Genomic DNA, 13,805 nt, shown 5'->3' with positions numbered 1-13,805 from the left:
ATGACTGGCGAGAAGCTTAATGGATCGCCACTAAACACGCAGCCGGACTGTATGAAATGTGGAAGGTGCAGGAAGGAAGATCAAGTGGGTTGCGTCGGAATATCGCAGCGCCGCCTGGTTTCATTTGCTATGTCGTTATGTTGCACGCGCACCGGCATACCGCTATCGTTGCCTCTTTTTCGCTCCGCGCCGTCTTCCCCTCCCGTGAAACCTTCCTCCGCTAACCTGCCGTTCCGCGACGCGCTGCTGGCCATGCTCGGCATCGGCCTCGTCAACATGCTCGTCGCACTCGATCAAACCGTCGTCAGCACCGCTTTGCCCTCGATCGTCGCCGAACTGCACGGTTTCGAGTTCTACGCGTGGATCGCGAGCGCCTACCTGCTGGCCTCGGTCGTGACGGTGCCCGTGTTCGGCCGGCTCGGCGACTACTTTGGCCGCAAGCGCTTCGTGATCGCCGCGGTGATCGTGTTTACGGCGGCCTCCGTGCTGTGCGGGCTCGCGACCGACATGCGTTTTCTGGCAGCGGCGCGCGCGCTGCAGGGCGTTGGAGGCGGGATGATGGTGGGCACGGCGTTCGCCTCGATTCCCGATCTCTTTCCCGACCCGCGTGCGCGGGTGCGCTGGCAGGTCGTCATGGCGGCCGCCTACGGCATCGGCACGGCGGCGGGGCCTTCGCTGGGCGGCTGGCTCAGCGAGCACTTTGGCTGGCGCTCGACCTTTCTCGTCAATCTGCCGGTTGGCGCGCTTGCACTTTATTTCATCTGGGCGCATCTGCCGCGCTACCAGCCGGGGCGTACCGGCGAGGTGCGCATCGACTGGACGGGCGCCGCGCTCGTCGCACTGGTGCTGGGCGGTTTCCAGACCCTGATCGAGGCGGTGCCCAGGAGCGGCCTGACGACCGGCAACGGCGCGCTCGCGCTGGCAGTGCTCGCCGGCGCGGCGGCGCTGCTGGCCTGCGAGCGCCGCGCGACGCACCCGATCATCCCGCTCGACCTGTTTCGCGACCCGCAGCTCGTCACGTTGTTTACGCTCTCGACGCTCTCGGGCTTCGTGATGTTCTCGCTGATCTTTTTCGCGCCGCTCCTGCTGCAGGGCGGTTTCGGGCTGTCGCCCCAGGAGGCGGGGCTGCTCGCCACGCCGATCGCCGCCTGTATCGCGCTAGGCAGCCTGATCAACACGCGCATCGTGATCCGGCTGCGCAAGCCCACGACGATTCTGACGGTCGGCTTCAGCTTGCTGGTCGCGGCTTCCGCCGGTCTTGCCTTCGCGTCCCGGCACACGGCGCACCTCTGGCTCGAGCTGGCGATGTCGGCGGTGGGTATCGGGCTCGGCTTCATCCTGAACAACCTGAATATCTTCGGCCAGGAGATTGCCGGGCGGGAGCGTTTCGGCATCACGACCGCCTTGCTGCAATCCACGCGCATGGTGGGCGGCATGCTCGGCACCAGCGTCGTGGCGACCATCGTCAACCATCGCTATGCGGCCGGGGTGGGGGACGCGCTGGCGGTGATCGGCGCGCCGCTGCAGCAGCGCTGGCAGCCCCAGCTGGCCGATCCGCGCGTCCTCATCGACCCCTCGTTGCGCGAGGGTCTCGTCGCGCAGATGAAGGCGGCGGGGCTCGACGGCGCGGCGCTGATCGATGCGGTGCGCCACGTACTGGTGGATGCGATCCATCTGGGCATCGGCCTGACGGGCTGCGCGGCGCTCGCGGCGGCCCTGTGCGTGGGGCGGATTTCCCATATCCGCTTCAGCCGCAGCGCCTCGGCGGCGCAGAAAACTGCTGAAGCGCGCGCCGACGAGGTCAAGGCCGATTAGGCGCCGCCGCGTTCCGGTGTACGCAGTCGGCGCAGGTTTTCGCGTTATATTTGTCAGACAAAAACAACAGTGTGTCTGGCTGAGCGAGAAGGGTGGCAACACCCAGCCAGCGCGTATTTGTCCCTGCGCGGCGTCGCCTTCAGGCGGCGTGGGCCATCGCCCCGAACAGCGCGTGGTGCGTTTGCTGGCTCATGGCGATTTCGAGCGCGACGGCGTTCTCCACGCCAATGCGCATCGGCGCGCCAAGCCGCGTCAGCTCGATGCCGGTGCGGCGCAGCAGGCGCTCCATCGGCGTCGTGGTCACCGTCACGTAGCTGTTGATGCCCGCCCGGTCGGCGAACGAGACGACCGCCCGCATCGCGCTCATGGTCACGTCAGCGAAGCCGAATGCCTGGTCGTTGCCCGACTCGATGGCGAAGCGGCTCAGTTCCCAGATGTTGCGGGCCGTGGGCGCAGCCTTGCCCTGCAGCAGTTGCGGGAAGGTGTCGCGCAGCATGTTGGGGCCTTCGGTGGGCATCAGGCGCCAGCAGCCGCGCACGTGGCCCGTGCCGTCCTGAATCAGCATGTAATGGGGCCCGAGCGCGTCGTAGCCGTCGATTTCCATCCCCGCGATGGTGGGAATGTCCCAGCCGAGGCGGTCGCGGAACACCCGCGCGCGCAGCCGGTACATTTCATTGATGTCCTCGTTGTCGAAGTCCTGTCTCAGTCCGATCCGTATCGCAGCTTGCATGACAACTCTCCCGATTTGTGTGGAAGCGCGGCAGTACGGTTCGAAAGCTATGCGTTATGAATATAAAAAAACACCTATCTAGATAGGTAGGTGCGCAAATAGGGCCTCTTAAGGAGAANCACTTCCGCGGCAGTCACTCATCAGGCATATCTGACAGCGAGAGTCATCATGGAACTTATGGGCAATCAATGGCACTCGGGTGCGAATACCATGTCGTCTCCCGGGGATCTGTCCTCGGTCGTCGACCGCGTCCTGATCATTGCGTATCGGAAGAAGAAGAAAGAGAGCCAGCGCCGCTTCTGGGCGCGTTTCGGCGTGACGCAGTCGCGCGGCAGCCGGTTCGAGTCGGGCGCGGAGATTCCGCCGCCGGTGTCGATCCTGCTCGGGCTGTATTTCAACAAGACGATTTCGGACGGCGACCTTGGCCGTGCCGAGCGCGTGTTGCGCGGCGAAGCACCGATGGTGCTTAGCCCGGGTCAATAAGACCCATCTGGGTCGCAATCACGGCTGCCGCTCGCCGTGAGTTCACGCCGAACTTCCCGCGAATGTTCTTCATGTGGAAGTTCACGACGGCCTCAGAGCAATTCAGGATGTGAGAAATTTCCCAAGTGGACTTGCCTAGCGCAGTCCACTTGAGGCATTCCTTTTCCCGTGGCGTGAGCTTGGGAATCAGCGACTGAACGTGGTCGTTCAGGTGCCGCTGGCTCGTGTCCAGCACGAGATCGCGCAGCAGGACGAGATTCGGCAACGCGCGGTTCACGTCGTCCCAGAACTTGTCCGTGGGATTCGCGTCGTTGACGAAGCAGAGCATGCCGATTTCCTGGCGTGGGCCATGGATCGGCAGGGTGATGCCTGCGCGCAGCCCGTACGAGCGGGCCTCCTCATACATCGATTGTTGCTGCTCGGTCGCGAAAAGCTCCGGCGACCAGATGAGCGGCGCCGAACGCGTGGTGCAATGCGACACGGTCGGGTCGAAGTACGCCATACCGTGATCGTTGTACGTCTGCCGCCAGGCGGCCGAGTAGTTCGTGCGAATGAACGCGTCCTCGAGCCTCATGCCCGGGCGCGGCAAGATAGCCAGCATGAGCTGGCTGAATCCCCACGAGCTGGCGAGCTTCGCCACCGCGTCGAACCACGCTGCCTCTTCGGGCGCGTCGAGCACGGGCGACATCTGCTCAATAAAATGTAGAGGCACGTTCAACACTCTCCATCAGCGCTGGGCGAGATCGCGGGGCAAGCCCTCAGACACTCGCTCCTCGCTTCTTATGATGTAAGAATTTATCACTAAATTCCTATCTGATCCCCCCTCGTCTGCAATCCTCCCGCTTTGTGGGGTCATTTCTGTCAGATTTCGGTGACATCGGAGAGAGTTCTGCGTCTCCTGAACAAGCGCAGGTCTGCACGAAAAAAGTGCACTGCACCGAAGCTGAGACAAAGCCAGACGGCATTTCGAAAGCGGCAAAAGCGTGCAATTCGCCGGGATAATGCCGCCGATTTATCGGCTTTCATTAATTTTCAGGCTTTTCATTTCGAGTTTTAACTGCACTCGACTGGATACTGTCTATATCCGCCATTGCTACGAAATCGCCTGGATAATCGCAAACGATTCGCCGCGTCGTGAGCGACGAACCGTTGTTCAGGGCTTGCGGTGCAACTCGATCACGCGCGTCGGTCGCAGGTGGTTGAGCGCGAAGTGCAGGCGTCCCGGACTGCGGCGCACGCCCGCTTCGCGTGCGGCGTTGCGCTGCCAGTCGACGTCGCCGGGCCCTTCGGGCGCGCTCATGCCGAGGTCGACGGCCTCGTATCCGGACTCCGGCGCGATCGGCAGCCGGTGTACGCCCTTGCGGCTGTCGAAGCCCGCCAGGCCGTCATCTGCTTCGGCCACGCTGTTGACGAGCGTCGCGTTGCTGGTCGTCACTTCATCGGGGCCGATGCAGCCTTCGCCCGCCAGGCGTGCCGCCTCGCGGTTTTTGCCGTCGGTGTCGACCGAGCTGTCGTGCGTGCGGTCGTTGTGGAGTTCGGCGCTGCGCGGCCGCGACGTCGACGCGCTCACATCTCCCACATTCGATTTTTGCATGTCGTCGGGACGATTCATGATGCTTCCTCCTTGGAAGATCTGGGTGCCTGCGTTCAGCAGGCCATTCCGCAAGCGCCGTTCCGCTGCAGCGCCGCACCCTTGAATCGGAATGAAAAGCAAGCCGGTTCGCCAGGAGAACGCCTCCAGCGATGTTGCATTTTTTTCGTTGGTTTGCGCTTTTTCCCAGGAGTATGATCCTCTTTCAACGAGTTGGCGCGCTTCGATTAATGGGCCGGGCGAGGGCCCATGCTGTGGCTTTGCCGCACGATCCTGAATGCACGCGCCAAATAAAATGGACGAGGCAGTCAGGGGCGGGTGACACACATGCACTTCGACGCTGCATTTACGCATCGTGGCTATTTGCTGAATTGCGCACCGGCGCGTGCCGGTGACGGCACGTATCAGCCGTATGTGGTGATTTCGCGCTCGAGCGACGGCGAACTCGTTGCCAACCGATTTTTCCCTGCCGAATTGCGTTTTTCCGATGAGGCGGCCGCCATCGCCCATGCGCGCGACTGGGCCGTGCGCTGGATCGACGCGAGCACGGTCACGCTTTGAGCGCGCGCGCCCCGCGGGCGTAGCCGGCTTCGAGGGCGCTTCGGCGAACTCCCGCAAAACGCGGTAATCTCTGGGGTCGATACACTCACTCCTGCACGGGCCCTGCGTCTGCTGCCGCATTACCATGTCCAAAGCTGCTTCCCCCGACTGGGGTCTCGAACAGATCGTCGCCGATCTGCGTGCGTCGCGTGAAGAGCGGCACCGCACGCGCCATCCACTCGGTATCCGCGAACTGCCGTCACGCGATGCGGTCGTCAACATCGTGGCCGGCCTGCGCGCCGCGCTCTTTCCGACGCATTACGGCGCGCCCGACCTGACCGACGAGAGCATCGACTACTACGTGGGCCATACGCTCGACAGCACCTTGCGGCTGCTTGCCGAGCAGATTCGCCGCGCGTTGCGCTTCCTGCCGGAAAGCTCGCAGGCGAGCGACGACGAACTGCGCGCGCGCGCATTCGACGTGGCGCGCGAGTTCGGCCGGCAACTGCCCGACATTCGCGCGCTGCTCGTGAGCGACATTCAGGCAGCGTTCACGGGCGACCCGGCCGCGCAGCACATCACCGAGATCCTGCTGTGCTACCCGGGCGTGTGGGCGATGACGCATCATCGGCTCGCGCATGCGCTGCACCGTCTCGGCGTGCCGCTGCTCGCGCGCTTCATCAACGAGATCGCGCATTCGGCAACGGGTATCGACATTCACCCGGGCGCACAGATCGGTTCGAGCTTCTTCATCGACCACGGCACGGGCGTCGTGATCGGCGAGACGGCGATCATCGGCGAGCGCGTGCGCGTGTACCAGGCCGTGACGCTCGGTGCGAAGAGTTTCGCGGCCGACCTCGACGGTACGCTCGTGAAGGGCAATGCGCGCCATCCGATCGTCGAGGACGATGTGGTGATCTACGCGGGCGCGACGATTCTCGGCCGCGTGACGATCGGGCGCGGCTCCGTGATTGGCGGGAACGTGTGGCTCACGCATAGTGTGCCGCCGGGCAGCAGCGTGCGCCAGGGCAAGATTCGCGAGATCGAGCGGGGCGACGACGGTCCGCTGAAGTAAGGAGAGGGACGGGACACGCGGTCCCGTTCCTTATCGGCGGGTTGCGTTCAGGTATTCGCGACGCTCATTGCGCTCGGATTGCCGACGATCGCGAGAAACTCGCGGCGCGTGGAAGGATCGGTGCGAAACGTGCCGAGCATGCGCGACGTCACCATCGCCACACCCGCCTTGTGCACCCCGCGCGTGGACATGCATTGATGCGCCGCTTCGAGTATCACGCCCACACCCTTGGGCTGCAGGATCTCATTGAGCGTGTCGGCGATCTGCGCGGTCATCTTCTCCTGGATCTGCAGGCGCTTCGCGAATGCGTCGACGAGACGCGCGAGCTTCGAGATGCCCACCACGCGATGCTCGGGCAAATACGCCACGTGCGCGCGCCCGATGATCGGCACCATGTGATGCTCGCAGTAGCTCTCGAAGCGGATGTCCTTCAACACGATCATTTCGTCGTAGCCGTCCACCTCCGAGAAGGTGCGTGACAGGATTTCGCGCGGATCGACCTCATAGCCCGCGAAGAATTCCTCATAGGCGCGCACGACGCGACCCGGCGTATCGAGCAGCCCTTCGCGAGCGGGATCGTCCCCGGCCCAGCGCAACAGCACGCGCACGGCGTCCTCGGCTTCGGCGCGCGACGGGCGCGTGGCGGTCGTGCTCGTCACGCTCTTGCGTTGCTTCGCACCTTGGGTCGCGCTTTGTTTCGCGCTTTGCTTCGATTTCCCGGCCTTTTTTTCTTCGCTCATGCATGGGCTCCTGACAGGTGGGAGGACGCCGCTCTGGCGTGCACCACGAGCCCCCATTGTTTCATGTTTTGCCGTGCTTGGCGCGAGGGGTCATTTGGGCCATTCGTCCATGGCGTCGTTGAACAGTTCTGCCACGATGCTTCGCAGCCATTCGCCGCGCGGCGCGTTGTGATACTTGCGATGCCAGTGCTGCTTGAGATCGAAACGTGGCAACTGCAACGGCGGCTCGACGAGCGTGATCGATGCATGCTCGGACACATAGGCGAAGCCGATGGCATGCGGCACGGTCGCGATGAGATCGGAGCGCGTGAGAATGAACGGCAAGCTCATGAAGTGAGGCGTTTCGAGCACGGCGCGGCGGCGCATGCGCCTTTTCTCCAGATACTGTTCCAGCACTTCCTGGCTGCGTCCCTCGGCGCGCACGACGGCATGGCCCATGGCGAGAAACTGCTCGATCGTCATGGCCTTGCCCGCGAGCGGATGCCCGCTGCGCATCATGCAGATGAAGCGGTGCGTGAAGAGGCGCTGCTGGAAGAAGTTGTTGCCGCCGAGGTCGGGGAAATAACCGACCGCGAGATCGATGTCGCCCGATTCGAGACCGCGCTCGACCTGGCTTGGCGGCAGCGACACCGAACGCAGGTTCGCGTTGGGCGCGCGCTCGGCGAACACCTGCAGGAGGCGCGGAAGAAACACGATCTCGCCGACGTCGGAGAGCGCGATGGAGAACGTGTGCGTGCTGGTGGCGGGATCGAAGTCCTGCGCCTGCAGCATGCCTTTCTCGATGCGCACCAGCGCGTCGCGCGCGGCGGGAATGAGACCGAGCGCGCGCGGCGTGGGCTCCATGCCGCGCGAGGTGCGCACGAAGAGCGGGTCGCCGAAAAACTCGCGCAGTTTGCCGAGCGCCGTGCTCACGCGCGGCTGGCTCACGCCGAGCCGCTCGGCGGCGCGGCTCACGTTGCGCGTTTCCTCCATGGCCACGAGAAAGGGGATGAGATTCAGATCGAGGTCTTGCATGAAGGCGGCGGCGCTGACTATGTCGAAATCGGATAAAGACTAGTCGATGAATCGGAATTCCGGATATTGGGGTATGTGCCCACGGGTGCGCCCGGCCTGAAGGACGGGCCGCGCGTGCGATCCGGCGCGCACCGGCGCCGACATGAAGTAGATTGCCTGTGTGGGTAGACCCGCCTTGACAAGCGCTTGAATCCACTCCGATAATGCGCTGGACGTTCGCTAAACGAATCAGTGTTCGTATATAGAACTTTTCGCGATCGAGTGACGTGGACCTTCCGCGATGCGCATCGCTTTCAGGAACAGGCATGATCAACAAGATTTTCGACTCGCTTCAAGCCGCCGTGGCCGATGTGCATGACGGCGCCACGGTGATGATCGGCGGCTTCGGCACGGCCGGTATGCCCGCCGAACTGATCGACGCGCTCATCGAGCAGGGCGCGCGCGACCTCACCATCGTCAACAACAACGCAGGCAACGGCGACATCGGCCTTGCCGCGCTGCTCAAGGCGAAGCGTGTGCGCAAGATCATCTGCTCGTTCCCGCGCCAGACCGACTCGTATGTGTTCGACGCGCTCTATCGCGCCGGCGAAATCGAGCTCGAACTCGTGCCGCAAGGCAATCTGGCCGAGCGCATCCGCGCCGCCGGCGCCGGCATCGGCGGCTTCTTCACGCCCACGGGCTACGGCACGAAGCTGGCCGAAGGCAAGGAAACGCGCCTGATCGACGGCCGTCACTATGTGCTCGAAGCGCCGCTGCACGCCGACTTCGCGCTCATCAAGGCGTATAAGGGCGATCGCTGGGGCAACCTCGTCTATCGCAAGACGGCGCGCAACTTCGGGCCGATCATGGCGAGCGCGGCGAAGGTCGCCATCGCGCAGGTTTCGGAAGTCGTCGAACTCGGCCAGCTCGATCCGGAAAACATCGTGACGCCCGGCATTTTCGTGCAACGCGTCGTGGCAGTGCCGCAAGCGGCGCATCAAGCGCACGCCGACCAAAGCGGCCAGGCAGCCTGAAGGAACGGAGAGAGGCAATGAAACGACTGAATCGCGATGAAATGGCCAAGCGCGTGGCCGCGGACATTCCCGAAGGCGCGTATGTGAATCTCGGCATCGGCGTTCCGACGCTGGTGGCCAACCACCTCGATCCGAGCAAGGAAATCTTCCTGCACAGCGAGAACGGTCTGCTCGGCATGGGCCCGGCGCCCGCGCCCGGCGAGGAAGACGACGAACTCATCAACGCGGGCAAGCAGCACGTCACGCTGCTCACCGGCGGCGCCTACTTCCACCACGCCGACTCGTTCGCGATGATGCGCGGCGGCCACCTCGACTACTGCGTGCTCGGCGCGTTCCAGGTGTCGGTCAGTGGCGACCTCGCGAACTGGCACACCGGCGCGCCCGACGCGATTCCGGCTGTGGGCGGTGCGATGGACCTCGCACTCGGCGCCAAGCAGGTGTTCGTCATGATGGAACTGCTGACCAAGCAGGGCGAAAGCAAGCTCGTGAGCGAATGCTCGTACCCGGTGACGGGCGTGGGCTGCGTGGGCCGCATCTATACCGACCTTGCCGCGTTCGACGTCACGCCCGAAGGCCTCGCCGTGCGCGAGATCTATTCGGACATCGATTTCGACGCGCTGCAGAAGCTCGCCGGCGTGCCGCTGATCGACGCGACGCAAAACCGTCGCGCAGCGTAAACTGTTCGTAGACGTGCGCATCATTCGCACGTGAGTGGCGCGGCAACCGTCGGCATTCGTCGACGGTTGCCGCGCCCGCTTCGTTCCGTCTGTCTCTGAACGCCCGCCTTTTTCCACGCGCCACACTCCATGATTGAACGCCTCACGAGCCTGATCTGCGGGACCGAACCGATGAATGCGGTCTGGTCTCCCGATGCCACGCTGCAACGCATGCTGGACGTCGAAGCGGCGCTCGCGCGCGCCTCGGCGGCGCATGGCGTGATTCCGCAGTCGGCCGTGGGTGCGATCGTCGAGGCCTGCGCGGCGGATCAGCTCGACGCGCCGGCGCTCGCACGCGACGCCGCGCTGGGCGGCAACCTGGCGATCCCGCTCGTCAAGCAGCTCACGGCGCGCGTGAAGTCCGCCGACCCCGAAGCCGCCAAGTACGTTCACTGGGGCGCCACGAGCCAGGACATCATCGACACGGCCACCGTGCTGCAGTTGCGCGACGCGCTCGCGCTGATCGAGCGCGGCATCGACGCGCTCTGCGCGACGCTGGCGGACCTCGCGCGCACGCATCGCGCGACGCCGGCGGTCGGGCGCACGTGGCTGCAGCAGGCGCTGCCCATCACGCTCGGCTTGAAGTTCGCGCAATGGCTCGACGCGATGCTGCGCCATCGCGAACGCCTTGCCGTGCTGCGCGAGCGGGCGCTCGTGCTGCAGTTCGGCGGCGCGGCCGGCACGCTCGCGAGCCTGCGCGACGCCGCCCCGGCGGTGAGCGCCGCGCTCGCGCAAGAACTCGGGCTCGCGCTGCCCGCCATGCCGTGGCACACGCAGCGCGATCGCATTGCCGAAGCCGCGTCGTTCTTCGGCATGCTCATCGGCACGCTCGGCAAGATCGCGCGCGACATTTCCTTGCAGATGCAGACCGAAATCGGCGAGCTGGGCGAACCGGCGGCGGCAGGCAAGGGCGGTTCCTCGACCATGCCGCACAAGCGCAATCCCGTGGGTTGCGCAGCCGTCCTGACGGCTGCCGTGCGCGCGCCGGGCCTCGTCGCGACGGTGTTCGCTGGCATGGTTCAGGAACACGAGCGCGCGCTCGGCGGCTGGCAAGCCGAGTGGGATGCGCTGCCCGATCTCGCGCGCCTCGCCGGCGGCGCGCTCGCGCAGATCGAACAGATTACCGCTGGACTCGAAGTGCGCCCCGAACGGCTCGCGGCGAATCTCGACATCACGCACGGCCTCATTCTCGGCGAAGCCGTGATGCTCGCGCTCGGCGACCAGATCGGGCGTCTGGACGCGCATCATCTCGTTGAGCACGCATCGAAATCGGCGGTGCAAAGCGGCCGCACGCTGTACGAAGTCCTCGCGGCGGAGCCCGCCGTGACGAGGCACCTGGACGAAGCGCGCCTCAAGGCGCTGCTCGATCCGGCCAATTACGTGGGGCAGGCGCACGCGTTCGTCGACGCGGTGCTCGCGTCGTATGCAGCGAAAGCCACGCAGCGCACGTCCCATTGATCACAGAAGACACACGAGGAGTAACACGCATGCCTTACGCAGCCGTCAACGACACGCATTTGTTCTACCGCATCGACGGTTCGGAGAACCGCTCGGCGCCATGGGTGGTTCTGTCGAATTCGCTCGGTAGCGACGTGTCGATGTGGACGCCGCAGATCGCCGAGTTCACGAAGCACTTCCGCGTGCTGCGCTACGACACGCGCGGCCACGGCCACTCGGCGGCGCCGCAGGGCCCGTACACCATCGAGCAGCTGACCAGCGACGTGATCGGCCTGATGGACCAGCTCGGCATCGAACGCGCGCATTTCGTCGGGGTTTCGATGGGCGGCCTGACTGGCGTCGGCCTCGGCGCGCGTTACGCCAACCGCATCGATCGCCTCGTGCTGTGCAACACGGCCGCGAAGATCGGCTCGCCGGAAGTGTGGGTGCCGCGCGCCGCGAAGGCTCGCAGCGAAGGCATGCTCGCGCTCGCCGACGCGGTGCTGCCGCGCTGGTACACGCCCGAGTTCATCGCGAACAATGCGCTCGTGATGTCGCAGGTGCGCGACGTGTTCGTGCATACCGACAAGGACGGCTATGCTTCGAACTGCGAAGCGATCAACGCAGCCGACCTGCGCGGCGAGGCGCCGTCGATCGAGGCGCGCACGCTCGTGATCTCTGGCACGCACGATCTGGCCGCGACGCCCGCACAAGGACGCGAACTGGCCGAATCGGTGCCGGGCGCACGCTATGTCGAGCTGAACGCCGCGCACATCTCGAACGTCGAGCAGGCGGACGAGTACAACAAGATCGTGGTCGATTTCCTGCTGGGGGCGTGATGAACGACGAAGACCGCTACGAAGCCGGCATGAAGGTGCGCCGCGCGGTACTGGGCGACGCGCACGTCGATCGTTCGCTCGCCAACCGCACCGAAGTGACCGAAGAATTCCAGAACTTCATTTCGCGCTACGCGTGGGGCGAGATCTGGACGCGTGATGGCTTGCCGCGCCACACGCGCAGCCTGCTGACGATCGCCATGATGGTCGCGCTCAACCGCAGCGAAGAACTTGCGCTGCATCTGCGCGCTGCGCGCAACAACGGCGTCACGCGCGACGAGATCAAGGAAGTGCTGCTGCAAACGGCGATTTACTGCGGCGTGCCGGCGGCGAACTCGGCGTTCCATCTCGCCGACCGCATCTTCCGCGAGCAGGACGCCGAGCAGGCCTGATCGTATGGCCTCAACACGCGGGGCACTCGCCCCGCGTTCAGTCGAACACCGGCGACTCCACGCCGAGCACCTTGTGCAGGCGCGTGCTGGTCGTCGTGTACTGCAGATGGATTTTCTTCTCGGGAAACACATGATGTGCCGCGCCGAATGCAGCGAGCGCGGCTTCGTGAAAGCCGGAGAGAATCAGCTTCTTCTTGCCCGGATAAGTATTGATATCGCCGACGGCAAAGATGCCCGGCACGCTCGTTTCGAAGCGCGCCGTATCCACCGGCAACTGCTTGCGTTCGATCTCGAGGCCCCATTGCGCGATCGGCCCGAGTTGCGGCGACAAGCCATAGAACACGAGCAGGTAATCGAGATCCAGCGCGCGCGTGATGCCGTCGCCGCCGGTCACCTTGATGCGCTTGAGCTTGCCGCCTTCGTCGTCGAAGCCCGTCAGTTGGCCGACAATGGACTGCATGCGCCACTCCTCGCATAGCGCGTGCATCTTCGCGACCGTTGCCGGCGCCGCGCGATAGCCCTCACGCCGATGCAGCAGAATCACGCTCTGCGCGACGTCCACGAGTTGCAGCGCCCAATCGAGCGCCGAATCGCCGCCGCCGCACACCGCGACGTCCTTGTCGCGAAAGCGCTCGAGATCGCGCACGCGATAGAACAACTGCGTGTCGCGGTAACGCTCGATACCGCTCAGCTTGAGCGTGCGCGGCTGAAACGAGCCCACGCCCGCCGCGATGAACACCGTCTTCGTCAGAAACTGCGTACCCTTGCTCGTCTGCACGAAAAAGCGGCCGTCGGCGCGCGGCTCGACGATTTGCACTTCCTGGCCGAGATGGAACGTCGCGCCAAAAGGCTCGATTTGCTGCATCAGCGCATCGACCAGCTGTTGCCCGGTGCACATCAGCACCGCCGGAATGTCGTAGATCGGCTTGTCGGGGTAAAGCTCGGCACACTGGCCGCCCACCACCGGCAGCGAATCGACCACGTGTGCGTGGATTTCCATCAGGCCGAGTTCGAACACCTGGAAAAGTCCCACCGGCCCGGCACCGATGATGAGCGCATCGGTTTCGACAAGCTGGGGCGGGAAGTGATCGTTGCGCTCGTTCATCGGCGAGCTCTCCTTGCAAGAGGCAGGGATAATGATCAAGAGTCCTATTCTTCTGGCTGCACGTCGGCTACGTAGCGGCGCAGGCAGGCGAGCAGCGCGGCTTCCTCGGCGCGGCTCGCCGCGTCGCTGGCCGAACCCGCGTCGCGTTCTTCGCCGAACATGGCCGCGGGCGCGGGGATCGTGTCGACCACGCGGCCGTCACGGAACACACGGATTTGATGGGTCGCTTCCCCATACTCGGCGATCCAGTGGACGCCCTCGATATGCGTGCCGATGCGGACTGGCATCTTCATGAGATTCCCTCCTGGCCAGCGCACG

Annotated in this window: 16 protein-coding genes; 9 read left to right on the top strand and 7 right to left on the bottom strand. The window is 64.6% G+C overall.

Going from position 1 to position 13,805, the window contains the following annotated elements:
* The first annotated feature begins 252 nt into the window (after positions 1–252).
* Positions 253–1,815: an MFS transporter gene (locus A3CW_RS47780; RefSeq protein ID WP_051481746.1), complete on the top strand. Its 1,563-nt coding sequence runs from the start codon at positions 253–255 to the stop codon at positions 1,813–1,815.
* A gap of 139 nt (positions 1,816–1,954) precedes the next feature.
* On the opposite strand, the gene A3CW_RS0127190 is transcribed toward A3CW_RS47780, so the two are convergent.
* Positions 1,955–2,545, bottom strand: coding sequence for an acyl-homoserine-lactone synthase (locus A3CW_RS0127190; RefSeq protein ID WP_028206373.1), 591 nt, complete (start codon positions 2,543–2,545; stop codon positions 1,955–1,957).
* A 168-nt stretch (positions 2,546–2,713) separates the two neighbouring features.
* Here A3CW_RS0127190 and A3CW_RS0127185 point away from each other — a divergent pair, with 168 nt between their 5' ends.
* Positions 2,714–3,028 carry a helix-turn-helix domain-containing protein gene (locus A3CW_RS0127185; protein ID WP_035514098.1) on the top strand — a complete coding sequence of 105 codons (315 nt, stop codon included), beginning with the start codon at positions 2,714–2,716 and terminating at the stop codon, positions 3,026–3,028.
* Here A3CW_RS0127185 and A3CW_RS0127180 read toward each other — a convergent pair.
* A complete protein-coding gene (locus A3CW_RS0127180; RefSeq protein ID WP_028206371.1) occupies positions 3,012–3,716 on the bottom strand; it encodes a helix-turn-helix transcriptional regulator in 705 nt (234 codons plus the stop codon). The two genes, A3CW_RS0127185 and A3CW_RS0127180, sit on opposite strands and share 17 nt — an antisense overlap.
* 465 nt (positions 3,717–4,181) lie before the next feature.
* Positions 4,182–4,622, bottom strand: a complete 441-nt coding sequence (locus A3CW_RS0127175; protein ID WP_051481750.1) for a DUF3005 domain-containing protein — start codon at positions 4,620–4,622, stop codon at positions 4,182–4,184.
* Between the two features lie 324 nt (positions 4,623–4,946).
* Between A3CW_RS0127175 and A3CW_RS0127170 the strand changes: the two genes are divergently transcribed.
* Together A3CW_RS0127170 and epsC are read left to right on the top strand one after the other, a co-directional pair.
* The gene (locus A3CW_RS0127170) at positions 4,947–5,180 is read left to right on the top strand and encodes a hypothetical protein (RefSeq protein WP_028206369.1); all 234 of its coding nucleotides are present in this window, start codon (positions 4,947–4,949) and stop codon (positions 5,178–5,180) included.
* A gap of 124 nt (positions 5,181–5,304) precedes the next feature.
* Entirely contained in the window at positions 5,305–6,234 is a 930-nt protein-coding gene (gene epsC, locus A3CW_RS0127165) for a serine O-acetyltransferase EpsC (RefSeq protein WP_028206368.1), read from the top strand.
* Between the two features lie 47 nt (positions 6,235–6,281).
* Here epsC and folE read toward each other — a convergent pair whose 3' ends face one another.
* A complete protein-coding gene (folE, locus tag A3CW_RS0127160; protein WP_081771832.1) occupies positions 6,282–6,974 on the bottom strand; it encodes a GTP cyclohydrolase I FolE in 693 nt (230 codons plus the stop codon).
* Positions 6,975–7,064: 90 nt separating this feature from the next.
* Entirely contained in the window at positions 7,065–7,988 is a 924-nt protein-coding gene (locus A3CW_RS0127155; protein ID WP_028206366.1) for a LysR family transcriptional regulator, read from the bottom strand.
* A 305-nt stretch (positions 7,989–8,293) separates the two neighbouring features.
* Here A3CW_RS0127155 and A3CW_RS0127150 point away from each other — a divergent pair, with 305 nt between their 5' ends.
* The 5 genes from A3CW_RS0127150 (at position 8,294) to pcaC (ending at position 12,382) form a co-directional block, all read left to right on the top strand.
* On the top strand, positions 8,294–9,001 hold the full coding sequence (locus A3CW_RS0127150) for a 3-oxoacid CoA-transferase subunit A (protein ID WP_028206365.1): 708 nt from the start codon (positions 8,294–8,296) through the stop codon (positions 8,999–9,001).
* Positions 9,002–9,018: 17 nt separating this feature from the next.
* Positions 9,019–9,678 (top strand): 3-oxoacid CoA-transferase subunit B, encoded by a 660-nt coding sequence (locus tag A3CW_RS0127145; protein ID WP_028206364.1) that lies wholly within the window; start codon positions 9,019–9,021, stop codon positions 9,676–9,678.
* A gap of 129 nt (positions 9,679–9,807) precedes the next feature.
* Positions 9,808–11,175 carry a 3-carboxy-cis,cis-muconate cycloisomerase gene (locus A3CW_RS0127140; RefSeq protein ID WP_028206363.1) on the top strand — a complete coding sequence of 456 codons (1,368 nt, stop codon included), beginning with the start codon at positions 9,808–9,810 and terminating at the stop codon, positions 11,173–11,175.
* A 29-nt stretch (positions 11,176–11,204) separates the two neighbouring features.
* On the top strand, positions 11,205–11,993 hold the full coding sequence (gene pcaD, locus A3CW_RS0127135; protein WP_028206362.1) for a 3-oxoadipate enol-lactonase: 789 nt from the start codon (positions 11,205–11,207) through the stop codon (positions 11,991–11,993).
* Positions 11,993–12,382 carry a 4-carboxymuconolactone decarboxylase gene (gene pcaC / locus A3CW_RS0127130; protein ID WP_028206361.1) on the top strand — a complete coding sequence of 130 codons (390 nt, stop codon included), beginning with the start codon at positions 11,993–11,995 and terminating at the stop codon, positions 12,380–12,382. The genes pcaD and pcaC overlap by 1 nt, the downstream gene beginning before the upstream one ends.
* Before the next feature lie 37 nt (positions 12,383–12,419).
* On the opposite strand, the gene A3CW_RS0127125 is transcribed toward pcaC, so the two are convergent.
* A complete protein-coding gene (locus tag A3CW_RS0127125) occupies positions 12,420–13,487 on the bottom strand; it encodes an NAD(P)/FAD-dependent oxidoreductase (RefSeq protein WP_028206360.1) in 1,068 nt (355 codons plus the stop codon).
* A gap of 44 nt (positions 13,488–13,531) precedes the next feature.
* The gene (locus tag A3CW_RS0127120) at positions 13,532–13,780 is read right to left on the bottom strand and encodes a hypothetical protein (protein ID WP_028206359.1); all 249 of its coding nucleotides are present in this window, start codon (positions 13,778–13,780) and stop codon (positions 13,532–13,534) included.
* Positions 13,781–13,805 lie beyond the last annotated feature (25 nt).

The organism is Paraburkholderia nodosa DSM 21604 (assembly GCF_000519185.1).
Taxonomy (GTDB): domain Bacteria; phylum Pseudomonadota; class Gammaproteobacteria; order Burkholderiales; family Burkholderiaceae; genus Paraburkholderia; species Paraburkholderia nodosa.
The sequence above is the reverse complement of the archived record's forward strand: the minus strand, read 5'-3'. Positions and strand labels throughout refer to the sequence as shown.

Excerpts from the sequence above, each read along its gene's own strand:
- A3CW_RS47780 (WP_051481746.1), top strand. The coding sequence starts at position 253 with ATGCTCGGCATCGGCCTCGTCAACATGCTCGTCGCACTCGATCAAACC.
- A3CW_RS0127190 (WP_028206373.1), bottom strand. The coding sequence starts at position 2,545 with ATGCAAGCTGCGATACGGATCGGACTGAGACAGGACTTCGACAACGAG.
- A3CW_RS0127185 (WP_035514098.1), top strand. The coding sequence starts at position 2,714 with ATGGAACTTATGGGCAATCAATGGCACTCGGGTGCGAATACCATGTCG.
- A3CW_RS0127180 (WP_028206371.1), bottom strand. The coding sequence starts at position 3,716 with ATGTCGCCCGTGCTCGACGCGCCCGAAGAGGCAGCGTGGTTCGACGCG.
- A3CW_RS0127175 (WP_051481750.1), bottom strand. The coding sequence starts at position 4,622 with ATGCAAAAATCGAATGTGGGAGATGTGAGCGCGTCGACGTCGCGGCCG.
- A3CW_RS0127170 (WP_028206369.1), top strand. The coding sequence starts at position 4,947 with ATGCACTTCGACGCTGCATTTACGCATCGTGGCTATTTGCTGAATTGC.
- epsC (WP_028206368.1), top strand. The coding sequence starts at position 5,305 with ATGTCCAAAGCTGCTTCCCCCGACTGGGGTCTCGAACAGATCGTCGCC.
- folE (WP_081771832.1), bottom strand. The coding sequence starts at position 6,974 with ATGAGCGAAGAAAAAAAGGCCGGGAAATCGAAGCAAAGCGCGAAACAA.
- A3CW_RS0127155 (WP_028206366.1), bottom strand. The coding sequence starts at position 7,988 with ATGCAAGACCTCGATCTGAATCTCATCCCCTTTCTCGTGGCCATGGAG.
- A3CW_RS0127150 (WP_028206365.1), top strand. The coding sequence starts at position 8,294 with ATGATCAACAAGATTTTCGACTCGCTTCAAGCCGCCGTGGCCGATGTG.
- A3CW_RS0127145 (WP_028206364.1), top strand. The coding sequence starts at position 9,019 with ATGAAACGACTGAATCGCGATGAAATGGCCAAGCGCGTGGCCGCGGAC.
- A3CW_RS0127140 (WP_028206363.1), top strand. The coding sequence starts at position 9,808 with ATGATTGAACGCCTCACGAGCCTGATCTGCGGGACCGAACCGATGAAT.
- pcaD (WP_028206362.1), top strand. The coding sequence starts at position 11,205 with ATGCCTTACGCAGCCGTCAACGACACGCATTTGTTCTACCGCATCGAC.
- pcaC (WP_028206361.1), top strand. The coding sequence starts at position 11,993 with ATGAACGACGAAGACCGCTACGAAGCCGGCATGAAGGTGCGCCGCGCG.
- A3CW_RS0127125 (WP_028206360.1), bottom strand. The coding sequence starts at position 13,487 with ATGAACGAGCGCAACGATCACTTCCCGCCCCAGCTTGTCGAAACCGAT.
- A3CW_RS0127120 (WP_028206359.1), bottom strand. The coding sequence starts at position 13,780 with ATGAAGATGCCAGTCCGCATCGGCACGCATATCGAGGGCGTCCACTGG.